General features: G+C 46.8%; 14 protein-coding genes and 1 pseudogene. 8 read left to right on the top strand and 7 right to left on the bottom strand.

Going from position 1 to position 16842, the window contains the following annotated elements; genetic code table 11:
- Positions 1–71: 71 nt before the first annotated feature.
- On the bottom strand, positions 72–236 hold the full coding sequence (locus AADH33_RS07160; RefSeq protein ID WP_172953094.1) for a hypothetical protein: 165 nt from the start codon (positions 234–236) through the stop codon (positions 72–74).
- 422 nt (positions 237–658) lie between these two features.
- On the opposite strand from AADH33_RS07160, the gene AADH33_RS07155 reads away from it, so the two are divergent.
- The 3 genes from AADH33_RS07155 to hrpA all read left to right on the top strand — a co-directional run bounded on the left by AADH33_RS07155 (position 659) and on the right by hrpA (position 7109).
- Entirely contained in the window at positions 659–2080 is a 1422-nt protein-coding gene (locus AADH33_RS07155; RefSeq protein ID WP_207970225.1) for an SLC13 family permease, read from the top strand.
- A gap of 343 nt (positions 2081–2423) precedes the next feature.
- Positions 2424–2738 carry a hypothetical protein gene (locus tag AADH33_RS07150; RefSeq protein WP_348548427.1) on the top strand — a complete coding sequence of 105 codons (315 nt, stop codon included), beginning with the start codon at positions 2424–2426 and terminating at the stop codon, positions 2736–2738.
- A gap of 234 nt (positions 2739–2972) precedes the next feature.
- A complete protein-coding gene (gene hrpA / locus AADH33_RS07145) occupies positions 2973–7109 on the top strand; it encodes an ATP-dependent RNA helicase HrpA (RefSeq protein WP_348549968.1) in 4137 nt (1378 codons plus the stop codon).
- A 201-nt stretch (positions 7110–7310) separates the two neighbouring features.
- On the opposite strand, the gene AADH33_RS07140 is transcribed toward hrpA, so the two are convergent.
- The 4 genes from AADH33_RS07140 to AADH33_RS07125 all read right to left on the bottom strand — a co-directional run bounded on the left by AADH33_RS07140 (position 7311) and on the right by AADH33_RS07125 (position 11091).
- Entirely contained in the window at positions 7311–8723 is a 1413-nt protein-coding gene (locus AADH33_RS07140) for an aspartate ammonia-lyase (RefSeq protein WP_348548426.1), read from the bottom strand.
- Between the two features lie 277 nt (positions 8724–9000).
- A complete protein-coding gene (locus AADH33_RS07135; protein WP_274632171.1) occupies positions 9001–9330 on the bottom strand; it encodes a hypothetical protein in 330 nt (109 codons plus the stop codon).
- A 268-nt stretch (positions 9331–9598) separates the two neighbouring features.
- Complete coding sequence (locus AADH33_RS07130) at positions 9599–9970, bottom strand: MliC family protein (RefSeq protein ID WP_348548425.1); 372 nt, start codon at positions 9968–9970, stop codon at positions 9599–9601.
- 176 nt (positions 9971–10146) lie between these two features.
- A complete protein-coding gene (locus AADH33_RS07125) occupies positions 10147–11091 on the bottom strand; it encodes a DMT family transporter (RefSeq protein WP_348548424.1) in 945 nt (314 codons plus the stop codon).
- A 76-nt stretch (positions 11092–11167) separates the two neighbouring features.
- On the opposite strand from AADH33_RS07125, the pseudogene AADH33_RS07120 reads away from it, so the two are divergent.
- From AADH33_RS07120 to AADH33_RS07110, 3 genes and pseudogenes are all read left to right on the top strand, one after another.
- Positions 11168–11617, top strand: a pseudogene (locus AADH33_RS07120) (YetF domain-containing protein); the annotation flags it as partial.
- A 78-nt stretch (positions 11618–11695) separates the two neighbouring features.
- A protein-coding gene (locus tag AADH33_RS07115; protein ID WP_198411581.1) for an IS5 family transposase occupies positions 11696–12447 on the top strand; the annotation gives its coding sequence in 2 pieces (ribosomal slippage) (positions 11696–11924 and positions 11924–12447; 753 coding nt in all).
- Between the two features lie 69 nt (positions 12448–12516).
- Positions 12517–12693 carry a hypothetical protein gene (locus AADH33_RS07110; protein WP_348548423.1) on the top strand — a complete coding sequence of 59 codons (177 nt, stop codon included), beginning with the start codon at positions 12517–12519 and terminating at the stop codon, positions 12691–12693.
- A 45-nt stretch (positions 12694–12738) separates the two neighbouring features.
- Here the strand turns inward: AADH33_RS07110 and AADH33_RS07105 are convergent, their stop codons facing one another.
- Together AADH33_RS07105 and pnuC are read right to left on the bottom strand one after the other, a co-directional pair.
- Positions 12739–13338 (bottom strand): AAA family ATPase, encoded by a 600-nt coding sequence (locus tag AADH33_RS07105; RefSeq protein WP_075100878.1) that lies wholly within the window; start codon positions 13336–13338, stop codon positions 12739–12741.
- Positions 13289–14032, bottom strand: coding sequence for a nicotinamide riboside transporter PnuC (gene pnuC, locus AADH33_RS07100; protein WP_100749649.1), 744 nt, complete (start codon positions 14030–14032; stop codon positions 13289–13291). The genes AADH33_RS07105 and pnuC overlap by 50 nt, the downstream gene beginning before the upstream one ends.
- A 285-nt stretch (positions 14033–14317) precedes the next feature.
- Here pnuC and AADH33_RS07095 point away from each other — a divergent pair, with 285 nt between their 5' ends.
- Together AADH33_RS07095 and prfA are read left to right on the top strand one after the other, a co-directional pair.
- Positions 14318–15463, top strand: coding sequence for a beta-ketoacyl-ACP synthase III (locus AADH33_RS07095; protein WP_075100876.1), 1146 nt, complete (start codon positions 14318–14320; stop codon positions 15461–15463).
- Positions 15464–15733: 270 nt separating this feature from the next.
- Positions 15734–16825: a peptide chain release factor 1 gene (gene prfA, locus AADH33_RS07090; RefSeq protein WP_075100875.1), complete on the top strand. Its 1092-nt coding sequence runs from the start codon at positions 15734–15736 to the stop codon at positions 16823–16825.
- Positions 16826–16842 lie beyond the last annotated feature (17 nt).

Below are 16842 nucleotides of genomic sequence, written 5' to 3'. Positions count from 1 at the left end.
ACATTAATGGCGCGTTGTCAGTGGCAATGCGCTTATCTTGAAACTATAAAAACATTTGAAAAACCAGCGAATTACTTATCGCTTTCTTCGTTATGATCTTCGTGCTCATGCATGCCTTGCATCATGTCTAGGACAGAGTCATCGGTACGCTGCTGGTCTTTTTGGTCAAGGCCATCTTGATTGATATCTTTACGAGCCATTTTTGTGGTCGAGTCCGTTTTATTGTCATCTGTCATGAAATGCTCCTAATAGTTACTGTCAATTTGATTAAGGACATGGCCTAGTATGAAAGAGCATGGTGGTGTTGTACATATGGTGTGTACGCGTGTTTAGTGACGATGTGTAACTGAATATTTGTAAATGAAGGCTGATAACTAAAGCGCATGATCCTTGCTACTTGGCAGAACGGTATTTGCTAGCAGCGCCACCGATGGCAAAAAATGTTGCTTCGATAAGTAATTGAGTTTAAAGCGTTCTTATAAATGAGCATGGATACAGGTCAATCAAGTGCTTTGTCAGGCGCGTTTTTTGCGATATATCTGCTATGATAACAGCCTATTTTTTCTGATAACGCGCCAGTTATCACAATTCATACTCTCTCTTTGGTTTATCTTTAGGGTCTTTTTTTACACTGTCTTTGGATCAATAAGGACATTTTATGTCAAAGCAAAAACTAGACAGCCATCTTCCTGATGATGGCAACGAGTATTTATTTACCGATACCTTTCCAAAGGGGACGGGTAAAGGGCTGATAGTGGTCGCCATCGCCGCCATTATCGCTATGATTATCTATAACGTGTTACCCTTTGAAGTCAATGCCAATAAAGGCCTTGCGGTGCTATTTTTTATCGGTGTGCTGTGGCTGACAGAGGCGGTACACGTGACTATCACCGCCTTGCTGGTCGTAGTGGTCGGGGCGCTGGTTGGCATACCTGAGTTTGATGCCAAGATTGGCCTACAAAGCTTTGCCAGTCCGACTATTTATTTGTTTTTTGGTGGTTTTGCACTGGCGGCCGCCTTACATGTACAGCAGTTAGACAAAAAAATCGCCCTAAAGATTTTATCGATGTCAGGTGGTAAGCTAAGTACGGCGGTGTTTTTGATATTTGCCGTGACCGCGTTTTTGTCGATGTGGATATCTAATACCGCTACAGCGGCGATGATGCTGCCACTGGCGCTGGGTATTCTCACGCAAGTGGATCGTGAAAAAGACCGCGGCACTTTTGTTTTTGTGCTGCTGGGTATCGCATACTCAGCCAGCCTTGGGGGCTTGGGTACTATCGTGGGCTCGCCGCCTAATGCTATTGCGGCAAAAGCGCTCAACATCGCCTTTGTAGATTGGATGAAATTTGGTGTACCCATGATGGTGGTGTTGTTGCCGCTGCTCTTGGGGGCGATGTATGTGTTTTTAAAACCCAACCTCAACCGCACAATCACTGTACTCGATGAAGCGCCAATCGCGTGGAACAAGCCGCGCGTTGTGACGATTATCGTCTTTATTATCACTGCCTTTAGCTGGATATTTTCTAAAAAAATTGGTGCAGCGCTCGATATCACTGATACCGATGCTATCATTGCTTTGTCAGCGGCCGCCGCGGTGGTCAGTCTGGGTTTGGTATCATGGAAGCAAGTTTCGGATAATACTGATTGGGGCGTGCTCATGCTGTTTGGTGGCGGTATTGCGCTATCGACGATCTTAAAAGTATCGGGCGCGTCATTGGTGCTGGGTGAGACGGTGGCAAGTGCGCTGTCTTCTGCGCCGCTGATTTTGGTGATGATTGCAGTGTCAGCCTTTATTATCTTTTTGACCGAGTTTGCCTCAAACACTGCGTCAGCTGCGCTGCTTGTGCCAGTATTTGCAGCGATTGCTGAGCAAATGGGTCTGCCGCATGAGGTGCTGGTGCTGGTCATCGGTATTGGCGCATCTTGTGCCTTTATGCTGCCTGTTGCGACACCGCCAAACGCCATTGTCTTCGGTACTGGGTTGATCAAACAGTCTGAGATGGTCCGCACAGGGGTAATACTCAACATCATTGCCACCGTCGTTATTGGATTGTGGGCGTATTTTTTCTTAATATAGCCTCAAAGATGTCCGACTAAGACATACCAGTACAGACGAAACCCGATGCTTCCATGACTATTGGATATCGGGTTTTTGCTTTTATATATGCGGCAGGGCCGGACAACAGTGATAATTGATGAATATTGTATCGTCAGTTCACTATAGAGGTGTTATACAAGGCTGATGTGGCCAAGGTGTTTTTAGAGTAAACTGGTCCAAATATAGCTTATCAAACAGTGGTTCAAATAACGGCTCAAATAATAGCTCAAGTAGTCATAAGCCAAAAGCGATAAGCCAAACAAAGCTACCTGCACCAAAGTCTAATCGCTTATAACATTACCGAATAAAGAGGTGCCATCATATGCCCTTAACTATGTATTATAAAAACGGCATGATTCGTAAGACGCGCTGTCACATCCCTGATGATCTGGTGCCGACACTCTATCAGATTCATGATAATGCCAGCTTTCCGCAATTGACTTGGCTGATTGATAATCTTTATGAAAGCCTGCAAATTGAGCCTGCTACCGCGCAGGCATTGGCCGATGAGATGGTAGCGTTTGAGCGCTTGATACTGTCGTTGCACCTGCCTTTTCCTAGAGTGCCGTTACAGCGGCTACATACCTTTTTTGCTGGCGCGTCCAGTAGCCAACAGACAATTTTTACCTCAACATAGTATCAATAATCGGCAAGCGGCAGATTGAGTAAGTTATTCTGAAGGCTAGGCAAGTACGACAAGCCGCTTGAATCGTACCTGCATAACCCTCATAATCTAAGCACTTTTAAATAATAAATAGCCTAAGCAAATATGCCGAATCAAACTAAAAAATCGCAACATACTAAACCGCAAACAAACAGCCTCTCTCAATTTGATGTCGAAAGTACAGCAGCGCAGGCCGCTACCGGTGCGATGAGTCAAGTCGATACTTCTGATTTACCCGTCCTTGCAAAAGACAGCTACTACCTTGGGCGTTTGGAGCGCGAGCTGGCACGAGCCGCTGTGACCAAAAACAAAGCAGCCAATAGCAACGCTCACAAAAATGACTTGCCTAAAGCGGCAGACATTCTGAGCAAAAAACGCGCGCAATACGAAAAAATAAAAACCCGCTCACAGCAAGCGGTGCAAGCGCGTATCGATAGTATCCCAGACAATTTGCCAGCCACCTTAAATCTAGATTTGCCTGTCAGTCAGCGCGCTGATGACATCGTGCAAGCCATCATTGACAACCAAGTCATCATCGTCGCAGGTGAGACAGGGTCTGGTAAAACCACGCAATTGCCGAAGCTTGCGATGCTGGCAGGGCGCGGCATCACGGGGCAAATAGGGCATACCCAACCGCGTAGGCTCGCAGCACGTAGTGTGGCCAACCGTATCGCTGAGGAGCTTGGCGAGCAGCTTGGTCATACCGTCAGTTTTAAGATTCGCTTTAATGAGCAGGGTACGGCGCAATCGGTCGTGAAGCTGATGACTGATGGTATCTTATTGGCCGAACTCGGTCATGACCGGTTTTTGAGTAAATACGATACTATCATCATCGATGAGGCGCATGAGCGTAGTCTAAACATTGACTTTATCATGGGCTATCTAAAAAAACTGCTACCCAAACGCCCTGATTTAAAAGTCATTATTACCTCAGCAACCCTCGATACCAAGCGTTTTAGTGAATACTTTAGCCGTTATGATAGTAAGCTCAAGCGTAATGTTCCTGCACCGATTTTTAATGTCGAAGGCCGCAGTTATCCTGTTGAGGTACGTTATCGCCCGCTGACTGATGAGCCAGTGGGTAGCTCAGATGACGACAGCTACGATGATTTTGAAGAAAATCTACCGCGTGCGGTGGTTGCTGCTGTCGAAGAATGCTTTAGCGATGCGCAAAATAAAGGTCATGCCGACCAAGCAGATATCTTGATATTTGCGGCGACAGAAGCGGAGATTCGTGAGCTGCAAGATGTGCTTGAGCGTCATGGACCCAAGCACACCGAAGTGTTGCCACTGTTTGCACGGCAGACTTATGAAGAGCAGCAGCGTATCTTTCAGCCGTCAGGTCGCGGTAGACGTATTGTGATTGCTACCAACGTCGCTGAGACTGCACTGACCGTACCCGGCATTCGCTACGTGATAGACTTAGGGTTTGCGCGGATTTCGCGTTATTCGTATCGCTCACGCGTCCAGCGCCTGCCGATCGAAGCCATCTCGCAAGCGGCTGCCAATCAGCGTAAAGGCCGCTGTGGCCGTGTCGCGCCAGGCGTTTGTATTCGTCTGTATTCTGAGGAGGACTTTAGCGGTCGTCCAGAGTTTACCGAGCCTGAGATACTACGCACCAACCTTGCTTCCGTGATTTTGCAGATGGCCAACCTGCGCCTGGGTAGCGTCGATGATTTTGCTTTTATCGAGCCGCCAGATAGCCGTTTGGTCACCGATGGGCATAAACTGCTCGATGAGCTAGGCGCGATTACCTCTAAAAGCGACAAAGCACCCAGCCCTGCCAAGCGCTCCAAGGGCCTTACTCAGCTGCGTCTAACGCCGACTGGGCAAAAAATGGCACGTATGCCAATCGATCCAAGGCTGGCGCGTATGCTGGTGGCAGGTAGCGACTTTGATTGTATCCGTGAAATGCTCATCGTTGTCGCCGCCCTTGCCGTACAAGACCCGCGCGAGCGCCCCGCCAACAAGCGTCAGCAGGCGGATCAAAAGCATGCTGAGTTTCGTCAAGATGACTCCGACTTTTTGTTTTATTTAAGTCTATGGAAAGCGCTGTTTGAAAAGGATGCAGACGGCAATAAATTGTCTGGTAATCAGCGCAAACAGTTTGCCAAAAAACATTATCTGAGCTTCCCGCGCGTGCGTGAATGGAGTCAGACTCATCGGCAGTTGCTGCAGATGGTTACGGACCTTAATCTTGCAGATGAGAAAGGTGGTAAAAAAGGGGCTAGTAGTAGTGACCCTACCAGTGTAGAAGATGAGGAAGTCAAAGCGGTCAAATATGCCAATTTACATCGCGCACTATTGACGGGGCTGCTCTCGACTATCGCTCATAAAACAGATAATCGCGGTGAGTATTTAGCAGCGCGTCAGCAAAAAGCCAAAATCTTCCCAGCCAGTACTGTGTTTAAACAAGTACCGCCTTGGGTCATGGCTTTTGAGATGGTTGAGACTTCGCAAGTGTTTATGCGTACCGTTGCCAAGATTGAACCTGAGTGGATCATCTCCGCGGCGGGCAACTTATTAAAGTATCATTACTTTGAGCCGCATTGGTCCAAGAAAACAGGCTGTGTCAAAGCTTATGCGCAGATTAGTTTGTTTGGGCTTATTATCATCAGTAAGCAGCTAACCAACTACGAGCAGGTCAACTTGGCAGAGTCGCGGGAGATATTTATCCGTGATGGTTTAGTAACTGGTAACTTGGGTCGGCAAGCGCCGTTTTTGCAGCACAATATGGACAAAATCGCTCATGTTGAGCGTATTGAAGACAAATTGCGTCGCCGCGATTTACTCGTCGATGAAGAGGCGCTGTATCAGTTTTATGACAAAAAAATCCCCGAGCATGTCGCTAGTCGCAAAGCCTTTGAGGACTGGCGCGCTGAGGTAGAAAAAAACGATAGTAAATATCTGTTTTTTACCGATGATGACGTGCTCAACAGCCAAGCGCCGACCACAGGCGACTTCCCAGAAGTGTGGAAGCTGGGTGATTTAAAGCTGCCGCTACGTTATGTCTTTGATCCATCAAGCGATGACGATGGCGTGACCATTCGCGTACCGCTTGTCGCATTGCCGCAGCTTGATGCCATTGAGCTGCTGTGGGGCGTGCCCGGTTGGCGCTACGAGTTAGTATTACAATTGCTCAAGTCATTGCCAAAAGACATCCGCCGGCAGATCGTACCGATTCCTGACACGGCAGACAGTCTCTTTGATGAGCTGCAGCCCGAGGGCGGACAAGGGTTACTCAAGCAGCTATGCCAAGCGCTGCACCGCCGCGGCATTATGTCTGTGAGCGAAGCGAGCTTTAATCCGGCCAGCATTGATCGTTATTTGCAGCCACAAATCTGTGTGGTCGATGACAAAAACCGCATCATCGAAAAAGGCCGCGACCTACAGACGCTACAGATTCGTCATGCTCAAGAGACCCGTCAAGCGGTCAATGAGCAGCAAGGCGCACACACGGATTTCCCTGAGCACTTTGCCTTTAGTAAAAACCATCATAGCGCAGGCGTGGTAATGAAGCAGTTTGCTGCCTTGGTCGCAGATGAGGCGGGCGAGGCAGTATCGATTCATCAATACACCGATGTAAATGCGGCACTGCAGGCGCATCGTATCGGGGTTTTGACTTTGATCAAAGGCAAGCTGGGTGCCAAAAGAAAGCAGCTGACCAGTCAAATCGATAAGATATTTAAATTGGCCTTTGCCCCGCTGGGTGATATGGAAGCCCTAAAGACCATCGTGATTGATGCGACACTTGATGCCACGCTTGAGGAGCATTATGTCTTATTTGATCATAGTGAGGATTTGCCTGAGAGCGCCGACGATGTGGCAATTGAACTGAGCGAAGAGCTACCCTTTACCACAGATGAGTATGCAAAGACGCTCGATGCCGTGGTTAGCAACTTTTTATTGACGGGTCAGAGTGTCATCAAAACCCTCAAAAACGTCTATACGCGCTGGCAACGTATTCGTCAGAGCTTACTCATGCTGGATCGGGAGATATTTGGCGAGTCTATCGATGATATCGAAGACCAGCTTGAGGATTTGCATTTGTCTGATTTTGTTTATCGGATGGATTACAGTCAGTGGCAGCAGTATCCGCGCTATCTAGAGGCGCTAGAGATTCGTATCGAACGTCTGGAGCACAACCTCGAGGCGGATCTCGACGGTGTCTATGCGCTCGATGTGCACATGGAGCGACTGGCAAACCGTGCCAGCGATGCGGCCATCAGTGAATATCGCTGGATGGTCGAGGAGTATCGTATCCAGCTCTTTGCTCAGCCGATGAAAACGCGTATGGCGGTATCACCGAAACGCCTGAGTAAGTTGTGGGACAAGGTGAGTTAGTAAATTGCTGTCTCACTCATACTAGGGTGTGCTTTCATTCAAAAGATGGTGATAAAAATGAGATAAAGTGCTATGTCATTTTTAGGGTAAATTGACCATATATAATTGAACCCATTAAAAATAAACCCTATCTGTTTTTTAAACAATAAAAAAGGCTGGACTAGCAAGCGCTAATCCAGCCTTTTACTTTATAAAAACTTATTATGGCGCGAACTTAGCCTTTGGGTACACCATGTTGGCAGGAGACAGTAAATTATCCAAGGTCTCTTTGTCCATCAGCTTTTCTTCTAAGACGATATCATAGACACTACCGCCAGTCTCTTGGGCTTTTCTGGCCACATACGTAGAGGACTCATAGCCTAAGTGCGGATTTAGTGCGGTGACCAGACCGATGTTATTAAATACTTGTCCGCTACAGGTGTCGTTATTCATGATGATGCCATCGATACAGCGGGTCGCAAACATCTCACAAATATTGGTCATCATGCTCATACCGGTAAATAGGTTAAAGGCAATCACTGGCTCAAAGACGTTGAGCTGTAGCTGAGCGTTCTCTGATGCCATTACAATCGCGCTATCGACGCCCATGACGTGAAAACATGCTTGGTTGACCACCTCTGGAATCACAGGATTGACTTTGCCTGGCATGATTGAGCTGCCAGGTTGCATCTCAGGCAGACGATATTGCGCCAGCCCCGCACGTGGCCCTGATGACTGCAAACGTAAATCATGAGCGATCTTGGATAAACGAGCAGCAAACAGACGCAGGTTGCCAGATAAAGCGACATAAGCACTGGTATCTTGCGTGGATTCGATCAAATCCTCTGCGATGTAATATGGTCTACCAGTGAGCTCTGTTAAAGTCTCAGCGCACAGATCTGAGTAGCCAGCAGGCGCATTTAGCCCAGTACCAATCGCCGTACCACCCATGTTGATCTCGTGAAACAAAGCGCGCGTTGACTCGATACGCTGCATCTCTTTTTTGATCATCGTGGCAAAGGCATTAAACTCTTGCCCTGCCGTCATCGGCACTGCATCTTGCAAGTGAGTACGCCCCATTTTTAGCTTGTCAGCAAGCTCGATGCTTTTGTTTATCAAGCTTTGGTGGAGCAACGCCATTTTATCGAGCAGGTTTGTGCAGTACTCATCTAGTGCCACATTGAGTGCGGTTGGATAGGCGTCGTTGGTTGATTGTGATAGGTTGACGTGATTGTTTGGGTGTACATGCTGATATTGGCCTTTTTCATAACCTAAAATCTCCAAGGCACGGTTAGCAATCACCTCATTGACGTTCATGTTGGTTGAGGTGCCAGCGCCCCCTTGAAACATATCAACGATAAACTGGTCATGATATTTGTCGGCTATTAGGTCATCACAGGCAGCAACGATTGCGTCTTTGACCGTATCGTTTAGTACGTCGACTTTATTATTGGCAATGGCGGCGGCCTTTTTTACCGTCGCAAAAGCACGGATAAACGGCGAAAACTGATGCAAGCGCACACCACTGACGGTAAAGTTTTCAAAAGCGCGTAGGGTTTGGATGCCGTAGTAAGCATCAGCAGGGACATCACGTTGACCCAATAGGTCGTATTCTTGGCGAGTGGCGGTAGACATTTAATAAAACTCCTTCAGTAAAAGCCCTGACTCATATGTGAATCATCTCTTATTTTTATAAAAACAAATCGTATTTATAGCACATTTGAGAATCATCGTGGGCAACATTACAGAGTAGGCGTTTTATTCTCGGATTAATAATGAATATTTATTACATTATGCATAATTGAACAAAAATTTTTGGTTATCATTTATCTCGAGAGGTAAATCTTGAGGGTTTTACGATGCAAGGTGATGGGTAGGTCGGCATAATGGACATCCTCATCACTACGTTAGGCTAATGACCGATATTTTCTGTCAGTACGCCCATACTATGCAAAATAAAGGCAATGACTGCGAGTGCTACGATAAATGGGGTAAATATCCAAATCACGATGTTAATCAGCAATGAAGGTAACAAACCATTAAACAGCTCAGTGTTTGGGGCAAAAAAATTCATCATTGCATCGACGGCCCGTTTGGCAATGGGAAAAAGTACGGTACTCAGGGCCAGTATATAGACATATTTACTAAAACTGGGATCACTTAGCAGCACCATAAAGTAAAAACCGACAAAAAAAGCAACGCCCAATGCCCAGCATTTGATAGTGTAGCTTAAATGAATCATAGGAGCCTCCCATATATTCTGATGGATACGTAATAGACGCATCGCAATATATTTATTAATTAGAATATATTATATGTTATATATCGAATATATAAGAGAAGTCAATCATTTTTATCAAAAAGCACCGTAAAGCCACGTTTTTTTAGGGCGTGGATGTCAGGTATCAGTCATTGTCTCTCAACATTGGGATTGTCTAGATTGCGGTTGGTACAATAAAAAAGAGCCAGTAGCTTTACTACTGACTCTCATCATTATTTATAGTCGATAACTATAGTTGGCAGTTTACTTGATACTGTTGACCATTGTCTGAGGTAATGGTCATGATGCCAAAGTCTGCTTTGGTCTGCCAGTCATAGGTGGTCTTTGGGTTTACATTGTTCACATAACGTGCGCCAGAGCCTGATACTGCCTGCTCTAGCGTGATTTTTGCGTCTTGTAGACCTACTTTTGGCAAGGTGATGTTTAGGTTGGCCGCTTGACCGTCTGCTGCATAGGCGGCAGTAATCATGCCGTTGTCTTCACAGGTGAATGACTGAACGACTGGCTTGGCAGCAGTGGTTGGAGCGGTGGTGGTCGGAGCGTTGGTCGCACAAGCGGCTAACAAAACGGCAAAAGGAGCAACAGCAAGTAACTTTTTCATAAACGATATTCCTCAAGTTGGTAAGTGAATGTGAGTTGTTATACTGAGCAATATGATACATGCTCAAATGTAATTTCGTGTTGTGGTTAGAGTTTACTAAGGTAATTATTTCTGTCTTTTTCGTGATTTGCTAAGTCCTGATCGGTTAAGTGATTGAGTGACATTTGGTTTTTTGTTTACACTGTTTTTTTATTTAAGATAAATACCAGTACCGCCCCTAAGATGACTATACTGGCGATCAGAAAGTTGAGCGTCAGCTGCTCGGATAAAAACACCATGCCTAATATCGCCGCTAGGATAGGGGTGCAGAGCTGTACGACTGCGGCTTGGGAGTTTTTTAATAGTGGCATGGCCATATACCAGATACTATAGCCCAGTCCCGAGGCAAACGCTCCCGACGCGCAGGCCAATAAGATGCCTTTGATACTAATGTGATCGAGACGGACGTTTGGTATGCCAAAGGTGCTAAGGGCTGTCAGCGAGATGATAAGGAGGACTGGGACGGCCACCAAGCTTCTGATGAAGTTAAACCCTGTTGCGCGCAGCGGTGAGACGCAAGACTTGCCTCGTATGCTATATATGCCCCAAGCGCCGCCGCTGATGGCCATGAGTATCGCCGCGGTGGGTGAGGGCACGGTGGCTGATGGCAACATCAAGTATACAAACCCCGCCACAGCGACGATAAACGCCAACCACTGCCACGCGCTTAGCTGCTCTTTTTGATAAATCCCCCAGCCAATCATCGTCAGCTGTACTGCCGAAAACAAAATCAGCGCGCCTGTGCCTGTATCTAATGCTGTATATGCAATCGAAAAACACAGCGCATAAACCACCAGGCTGATGCTACTTATCCAGCTACCTTTATCTTGTAAAATAGCGTCATCAGTCGCGGTATTTAGATGTAGGTTTTTTTGACGTGACATTTGTTGACGTGGTTTTTGCTGATGCAGCCAGTAGGTGTGCACCGACATCACCACCGCCAAGCTCATCGCGGCACTCAGCAGGCGAAGGGTGGTGAAGCTCCAAGCATCGATATAGCCCTCCGCCAGCGCCATCCTACAAAATAAAGAGTTTGCGGCAAACGCAATTAACGCGACTATGGTATAAAACGTGGCTTTCAAAAATAATTCCTACAGTGATTGACGCAAGTTTTGCATGAAATAGAGCGTTATTAAAAATAACAACAAGGAACCATTTATGGATTGGGCGAGTATTTTTATTCATGATACCACGTGGGCATTTGTCCTAGAGATATTGGTACGTGTGACGGTGATGTTTGTACTGATTATTACGTTCTTGCGCTTTACGGGTAAGCGCGGCGTCCGTCAGTTGTCTATATTTGAGCTGACTATCATTTTGTCATTAGGCTCTATCGCTGGCGACCCGATGTTTACTGAGGATTTACCGATCATCCAAGCGGTGCTGATAATGAGTACCGTCATCTTGCTGTATCGCTTGTGTACGTGGGCGATGATGAAGTTTCAGCCGTTTGAAAATTTGCTAGAAGGAAAATCGCTGTATATCGTAGAAGATGGGATGCTGGTGCTCGATAAAATCAAAAAAGGCAAGATGTCGCACGATGAGTTTTTTGCTGAGATGCGTCAGCAGGGCGTGGAGCATCTGGGGCAAGTGCGTACCGGCCTGCTAGGGCGTGTCCCTAATCTGGAAAAGCAAGTATAAAGCCTTTAAAATAAAGAGACTATTTACCACATGGCTCTCTAAATTATGGCAAGAACAGTGCTCAATGATAATACATGGGAACAACTCCAAAGTACCATGAAAGCTCATGGCTGTCATACTTGGAAAAACGACAGACAAGTTATGGAAGCCATATTGTGGAAACTTCGTACAGGAGCCCCATGGCGTGATATACCGAGTGAGCTATGTCCATGGAAAACCGCCTATAATCGATTTAACAGGTTGTCAAAAAAAGGCTTATGGGAGCAATTTTTTTTGACCTACGAGCAAGTATTGATGAAGAATGGGTATTCGCAGACGGAAGCTACATCCGCTGTCATCAGCATTCAAGCGGCGCCAGACGAGGAGAGCTTCGAGCCACTGGAAAATCTCGAGGTGGAACAACCACCAAGATACATCTCGCCGTCGACTCGCATGGAAACCCGATTGATTTTAAAATCACTGGGGGTGACGTCCACGACAGCCAAGCGGTAGATGACATCATAGAGATGTTAACGGATGCGACCTACTTCATTGCTGATAAAGCTTATGATTCTGAAACCATTAGAAACAGGCTAAAGCAAGACAACATAAGCCCTGTCATCCCTAAAAGAAGAAATGCTAAACAACCAGATGTAGCGTTTGATCATTATTTATATAAGCTACGACACTTAGTTGAAAACACGTTTGCAAGGCTAAAGCAGTTCCGTAGTATTGCGACTCGATACGAGAAATTGGCTCGTAATTATAAGTCTATGCTGTATCTAGCTTGTACTATGATTCATTGCAAACTGAATTAGGGACACGCCCTAGAAACCGATGGCAATTTTAGCGTCTTATTATACCCACCTGAGCAAACAGGCTACGGTATGCCGCTTTTTCCTAAGCAGTATCAGCCAGTTGAGCAGGTGGAGTCAGGCGTGCATTATGCTTGCATGTACTGCGGTTATATCGAGCATATCACAAACCCTGATCAAATATGCTCGCGCTGTCAGAACAACTGCAAAAACTGGGCAAAAGCGCTCAATAGCCAGATTGTCAGATAAGGAATACCAGTCATTGCTTTTATTAAAATAGCCTAAGCAAAAAAATTACACATAATCAAAATTGTTTAACCACTCTACTACCTGCATAACACGAGCTTGCCTATCACCACCAATACGTCTAAATGACTTGTGATGGATACTAAGCTGATCCGCAAAGTAGGCACTAATCTCTTCACGCTCATGCGGCGCATCGCGCAAGTCGTCGGCGACCCACGGCGTATCAACCTCAGTCAGTAGTATCAAGTCATAATGATGCGCCAGTGCCGCTTGAGTTAGGGCAAGAGGGCAGTCGCCATAGTACCAGTTTGAATAAACCATCAGCTCAAACAAGCTGGTATCACAGAACACATAACGCTGGCCGGCAGGTAGCTGTGCCGCTTGCATTGCGCGTTTGTTTTCTAACTCAATCTGACCTTGCGCGATAGGCAATAAATCCTCCCACGTACAGGTCAGCTGCTCGTTATCCCATTTGGCTTGTAGGTAAGTGCGCATATACTCTGGCACCCAAGGACTGGCAAAATGCGCCGCCAGATCTCGGCACAACGTGGTCTTGCCAGTGCTTTCAGCACCCAATACTGCGACATTGATGACGGATTTAGGCGTATGCTGTTTGAGGTTGTTTGCGATAGCGTTGTTGCCATTCATAATAAGCCCAGATTGCGATCAGAGTGAAGACTACGTATTGTAGTGCAGTAAAGGTGAGACCTTTATAAAAGTATAGCGGTACGGAGATGGCATCGGCGACGATCCACAATAGCCAGTGCTCAATTTTGCGCCGTGCCATCAGCCACATCGCCATCAAAAACAGCGCCGTGGTCAGCATGTCGGTGTAGTCGACCCACGTAAATAACTGTAGTCCCAGCACAGTACCCTCAAAGCTAAAGCCATTGTTTATCACGGGGCGAAAGTAATACACCAGTGCCACAAAGGCCATGGTGGCAGCGGCCAGACTCGCTAATATGGGCAAATCTTTTGCGCTTAGCCGCTCAACTTGAATGGCGCTCTCAGCCTCCTTGAGCGCGCGGTCTTGCTGGCTGGTAGGGTTGATATGGTCTGAAACGGTGTTGTTTGCTTTGTTTTTTGACCAATTAATCCAGCCGTATAGGCTCATTACGGTATAATAAGCATTGATAAACATATCGCCAAACAGCTGCCACTTCCATAGGAGGTAGACAAATATGGCGGTACTAATCAGGCCGATGGGGAAAACAAGGATGTTGGTTTTGCTGGCGAGCATGACGCTGGCTACGCCAAATACCACCGCAATCAGCTCTAAAGCGATAAATAGAGCGGAGTAGTCAGCGTATTGTCCAAACAACCAGTTAAAAATCTCTACCATTAGTATTCCTAAATATAAACGCTTTGACTGTTTGCGAGCGCTCAATAGTCGCATATCACGCCCTGAGCCTCGTAATTATAGCGTAGATGCCCACAAATAAAGGCCGTCTTTGCTTATTTTTCGTCACAAATGCATTATTTGTAACAAAGTATTAGAAAAATAATAATATTCAGGCATAATAAAGGCTCTGATTTTAAGTTTACAGTTATTCACCGAAATCAAAACATCCTTATTTTCACTTTTACGCTTATCCAAGCACTACCGCAGTAGACAAGGAAGCTTATTATGACGACTTGTATCACGGGCACCGGCCTATACGTTCCTCCTTATAGCATCAGCAATGAAGAGCTGGTGGCTTCATTTAACCAGTATGTCGAAAACTACAACAACGAGCATGCTGACGAGATCGCAGCAGAGACTGTGACCGCACTGCAGCCTTCCTCAGCTGCGTTTATCGAAAAAGTATCTGGCATCAAATCACGCTATGTCATGGAAAAAGACGGGATCTTAGATCCTGAAATCATGGCACCTGTGATTCCTTATCGTCAGCTTGGCGAAGAGCTATCAGTCATGGCTGAGATGGGCGCCGCCGCACTAAAAGACGCTTTAGCGGACGCAGGGTTAGAGCCTAACGACTTGGACGGTATCATCCTTGCTTGCTCAAACTTTCAGCGCACGTATCCGGCAGTCGCCATCGAGATTCAGAACGAAATCGGCATGGTAGGCGGTTTTGCTTACGATATGAACGTTGCTTGTAGTGCCGCGACGTTTGGGTTATCACAAGCCCACGGTTCTATCATCTCAGGTCTGGCCAAACGTGTGGCTGTGGTAAACGTCGAGATTACCTCAGCGCATTTAAACTGGCGCAACCGTGATAGTCATTTTATCTTTGGTGATGTGGCGACGGCGTCTATCGTCGAAGAGCTAGAGACGCCTAAAGGTTATGAGATTATCAACTCAAAACTGTTTACTCAGTTTTCGACCAACATCAAAAACGAGTACGGCTTTATGGATCGCTCCGAGTTTTTGGCAGCGCAGACTGAGATGTATCCTGATATCAAAGAGCCTGTCACGGATAAGCTGTTTTTACAAAACGGTCGTAAAGTGTTCCGTGAGGTCTGTCCAAAGGTATCAGAGATTATCACTGAGCACCTGCATGACAACGAGCTACAAGCAAGCGACATTAAGATGATGTGGCTGCACCAAGCCAATGCCAATATGCTAGATCTTATCTTGCGCACGGTAGTGGGGCGTGACGCGGACAAAGCCATTGTGCCAAGCGTCATCGATGAGTTTGCCAATACCAGCTCAGCCAGTCCGATGATTGTCTTCCATCGCTACAAAGACAAGCTGGCATCAGGTGATTTGGGTGTAATTTGCTCATTTGGCGCAGGTTACTCGATCGGCTCGGTGCTGGTGCGCAAGGTATAGACGGCAGCGATACCGCTAGCACGGCGGCTGATAGTTGCTGTTACCTGTTGTTCACTACCGACAACAACAAAAAATAGCTAAGAGCAATCTTGGCTATTTTTTTATGTCAGTAGGATATGGTATCAAGCTGTTGATTTCTATCACTTCTGCTCGGCCGCACAGGCGGTAATTTATGAGTATAATAGGCAGATTGCTGACAGGTTTTAATTTAAACGGAAAAATTTGCTATAATCACTCTCTTATTCCCCTCATTTGATTAAAAGTCCTTTTATGAAAGAATCCTTACGCCTGCGTTTAGACCAGATGGTAGACCGTTATGAAGAGGTCACCGCCTTATTATCCGATCCTAGTGTCATCAGTGACAATAATAAATTTCGTGAGCTGTCTGTTGAGCATAGTGACTTGATGGACATCACCACGTTATGGCAGAACTATGGGCGTGCAGAAACCGATCAAGCAGATGCTGAGGCGATGCTGGCTGATGCCACTGATCCTGACATGAAAGAGATGCTGATCGATGAGATCGACAGCGCTCGTGAAACCATCGCTGAGATGGAAGAAGCGCTCAACGTCATGATGCTGCCCAAAGACCCGAATGATAAGGTGCCAGCCTTTTTGGAGATTCGCGCTGGGACGGGCGGCGATGAAGCGGCGATTTTCTCTGGTGACTTGTTCCGTATGTACCAAAAGTATGCCCAAAACCAAGGCTGGACTGTTGAGGTGCTATCGGCAAATGAGGGCGAGCACGGCGGCTACAAAGAAATCATCACCCGTGTCTCAGGCACCGGCGTCTATGGGCGCCTAAAGTTTGAGTCAGGCGCGCATCGTGTCCAACGTGTACCAGAAACAGAAAGCCAAGGCCGTGTCCACACCTCTGCGTGTACGGTGGCTGTCATGCCAGAAGTTGAGATTGATGATACAGTAGATATCAATCCTGCTGATATCAAGATGGACACGTATCGCTCAAGTGGCGCAGGTGGTCAGCACGTCAACACCACCGACTCAGCGGTGCGCTTAACGCACATACCGACAGGCGTGGTGGCAGAGTGTCAGCAAGAGCGTAGTCAGCACAAAAACCGCGCAAAAGCGATGCAAATGCTGATCTCACGTATTCAGCAGGCCAAAGTACAAGCACAGGTCGATACGGCAGATGAGATGCGCCGTGACCTCGTCGGTAGCGGCGATCGTAGTGAGCGTATCCGCACCTATAACTTCCCGCAAGGGCGTATGACCGACCACCGCATCAACCTAACTCTCTATAAGCTCGATTCCATCATGGAAGGCGATTTAGATGAGCTACTTGATGCGCTACTGCGTGAGCACCAAGCAGACTTGATGGCCAGTATCGGTGGCGGCGATTAATAGCCGCGCGTCGCAAA

This window comes from Psychrobacter sp. KFRI-CH2-11 (assembly GCF_038239325.1).
Classification (GTDB): Bacteria; Pseudomonadota; Gammaproteobacteria; order Pseudomonadales; family Moraxellaceae; genus Psychrobacter; species Psychrobacter celer.
This window is presented reverse-complemented; position numbering and strand designations above follow the sequence as displayed.

Coding starts and splice junctions, on each gene's coding strand:
- AADH33_RS07160 (WP_172953094.1), bottom strand. CDS start 236: ATGACAGATGACAATAAAACGGACTCGACCACAAAAATGGCTCGTAAA.
- AADH33_RS07155 (WP_207970225.1), top strand. CDS start 659: ATGTCAAAGCAAAAACTAGACAGCCATCTTCCTGATGATGGCAACGAG.
- AADH33_RS07150 (WP_348548427.1), top strand. CDS start 2,424: ATGCCCTTAACTATGTATTATAAAAACGGCATGATTCGTAAGACGCGC.
- hrpA (WP_348549968.1), top strand. CDS start 2,973: ATGAGTCAAGTCGATACTTCTGATTTACCCGTCCTTGCAAAAGACAGC.
- AADH33_RS07140 (WP_348548426.1), bottom strand. CDS start 8,723: ATGTCTACCGCCACTCGCCAAGAATACGACCTATTGGGTCAACGTGAT.
- AADH33_RS07135 (WP_274632171.1), bottom strand. CDS start 9,330: ATGATTCATTTAAGCTACACTATCAAATGCTGGGCATTGGGCGTTGCT.
- AADH33_RS07130 (WP_348548425.1), bottom strand. CDS start 9,970: ATGAAAAAGTTACTTGCTGTTGCTCCTTTTGCCGTTTTGTTAGCCGCT.
- AADH33_RS07110 (WP_348548423.1), top strand. CDS start 12,517: ATGCCGCTTTTTCCTAAGCAGTATCAGCCAGTTGAGCAGGTGGAGTCA.
- AADH33_RS07105 (WP_075100878.1), bottom strand. CDS start 13,338: ATGAATGGCAACAACGCTATCGCAAACAACCTCAAACAGCATACGCCT.
- pnuC (WP_100749649.1), bottom strand. CDS start 14,032: ATGGTAGAGATTTTTAACTGGTTGTTTGGACAATACGCTGACTACTCC.
- AADH33_RS07095 (WP_075100876.1), top strand. CDS start 14,318: ATGACGACTTGTATCACGGGCACCGGCCTATACGTTCCTCCTTATAGC.
- prfA (WP_075100875.1), top strand. CDS start 15,734: ATGAAAGAATCCTTACGCCTGCGTTTAGACCAGATGGTAGACCGTTAT.